The organism is Mucilaginibacter sp. P5_A4, from assembly GCF_056400605.1.
Map to the genome: position 1 here is coordinate 1 of NZ_JBFUKX010000119.1, position 2,237 is coordinate 2,237.

Consider the following 2,237-nt stretch of genomic DNA (forward strand, 5'->3'; position numbering starts at 1 on the left):
TTATAGTATTTTGGTTGTTTTAACAAATTGATATTTTTCTCTTTTATTTAATAAATAGCCGAATACTTTCAGATAAATTTTATAGAGTGGCCATAACCCTTTAATTATTGATTTATTTAAAATAATTAAAGGATAAACAAGAAACCAATACTGAGGAAATTTAGAATAAACAGCCGACAAGGATTGATGTAAATTACCATCATCAGAAAAGGAATGGTTTGTTGTTTTTATTCTGTATATCCAATAGGGAAAAGACTCAATTAATAACCTTACCCTGATTAAATTGAATATTCTTTTTGTTTTCGCATTAACATCAAATTCATTTAGAATTTTATTAATTTTTTCACCAAAAACTATAGATGCACTAAAACCTCCGCTATTGTCTGGCTGAACGCCTACTAAAGGCTGTACATGATATATATTAAATGGCTCACTCAATGAAGCCGTTAGTATAAATGGCAACTGCACTAAATTTGTGCCTGTATATTTATCAAAATTTATATTTTTAACATATTTTGAATTAACCACGTTTCCGGATATAAATGTTGAATTATGACTAACTTTATTATAAAACTGCGCATAATCATCTAACACCAGTATATCTGATTCAACAATCAGTTTGTTTGTTTTAATTACTTCCCAATTAAGGTATAATACACCAAATTCATTAACACCGTTAATGATCTTTAAAATAATGGCTATTGAATTTTCATAAAAAACATCATCATCTCCAAAAGCAACAACATATTTTCCATTAGCTCTTGTATAACATTGAGCAATGTTTCTGTCGACACCAATATTCTCCTTATTTGATATTAGGTTAATCTTTAATCCGCGGGCTATAAAATCTTCTATAACAGCTTTTGTATTATCTGTAGAAGCATTATTAGAAATAATGATCTCTACCTGATCATTAAAATCATTTCTCTGGTTAAAAAGGCACTCCAGTAACCTCTTCAAATAAGCTTCCCGGTTATAGGTAGGGATAGCTATTGTTAACAAATATGTATTCATACCAAGTGCCACTCTTTCCGCTTCTTAAAAAATATCCAACAAACCCATGGAAAACTAATGAAACAAATTATAGCGCTAAAACCAACAGTTATACCAATTACCCCATATAGTTTCCCAAATACCACAGTGGATATGCAAACAATTACACCTACAAATACTGAATTTAGCAACAGCGGTTCCTTTTTATGACATCTTAAATAAGTAGCTAAAGTATATATCACCTGATTTATTACAGACGCAATGCTCATGCAAACCAAAGGCACAAAAGCTAAAAACCTGTTTCCTACCGGAAATTTTATATATCTCAAAAATTCAACACAAAGAACAAAAAACAATATGATTATAATTTGTATACCCATTGACTGCTTAAATGCCTTTTTAAAACTAAAATCCAACTCCTGATATTGTTTTTTGGCTATTAAACCCGATAAAAGGGGAACTTTTGTATTTATCCAGCTCATTGATATAGATGCCACACCTGATAATGCTGCAATTGTCATCCCCATTTGCCCGGCAACCAGAGGCCCTTCGGTGGCAAACAGTATGGGGTTAAATAATTGAAAAATAAAATAGCCACTAATCCRACTTATGGCTATGCGCCATTGGTATGGGAAAATTTCACTTTTATAATTTATATCCCACTTGCTTTTAGCTGCCCATATACTTTTAAGATACTTTATATGGCAAGAAAATATTATTTGTATATAGTTAATACCAATAGCAAATAGTGAAGCTAAAGCACTGGAGTAAAGCTTAAAGCCTAAGAAAAAAAAGCAAAATAAAAATATGATGTAAAAACTTTTTTGTATCAAACGCACTTTAGCCATGTCTTTAACATAACCGAGCCCTTCAAAAAAAGCAAGTAAAGGATCAATAAACAAATTGAGTGACGTTGATAAGCACAATATAATCCATGGAGATTGCCATTGAATAATACCACTTTCAGCTTTACTATACTTAATAAAGAAGTAAAAACCCGCTGCTATCAAAACAAATAGTAAAATGATACTCACAATCCCGAACCATTTTACACAAAACCTTAGTAAAGATGAAATTCTTGATTTATGATACTCATCGCCTTCCAGTTCAAAATTATCACCCCATTTTAAAAAGGCAAATTCATACGCAGTATACTGGGTAATAATATTACTTAAGCCTAACTCGAAAAATATTTGTATAGCAATAATGCTTGCAAAAGTATAATAATACCCCTGCTCAACACC

General features: G+C 30.9%; 2 protein-coding genes. Both read right to left on the reverse strand.

The genetic code is table 11. The features are described from left to right. Window positions 1-1,014: a glycosyltransferase family 2 protein gene (locus tag AC1DQW_RS27480; RefSeq protein ID WP_477456982.1), complete on the reverse strand. Its 1,014-nt coding sequence runs from the start codon at window positions 1,012-1,014 to the stop codon at window positions 1-3. Next, the gene (locus AC1DQW_RS27485; RefSeq protein WP_477456983.1) at window positions 1,011-2,027 is read right to left on the reverse strand and encodes a hypothetical protein; all 1,017 of its coding nucleotides are present in this window, start codon (window positions 2,025-2,027) and stop codon (window positions 1,011-1,013) included. Before AC1DQW_RS27485 ends, AC1DQW_RS27480 begins: the two co-directional genes overlap by 4 nt. Window positions 2,028-2,237: the final 210 nt, after the last annotated feature.

What these genes read in the sequence shown, in the direction of transcription:
- AC1DQW_RS27480 (WP_477456982.1), bottom strand. Translation starts at nt 1,014, where the DNA reads ATGAATACATATTTGTTAACAATAGCTATCCCTACCTATAACCGGGAA.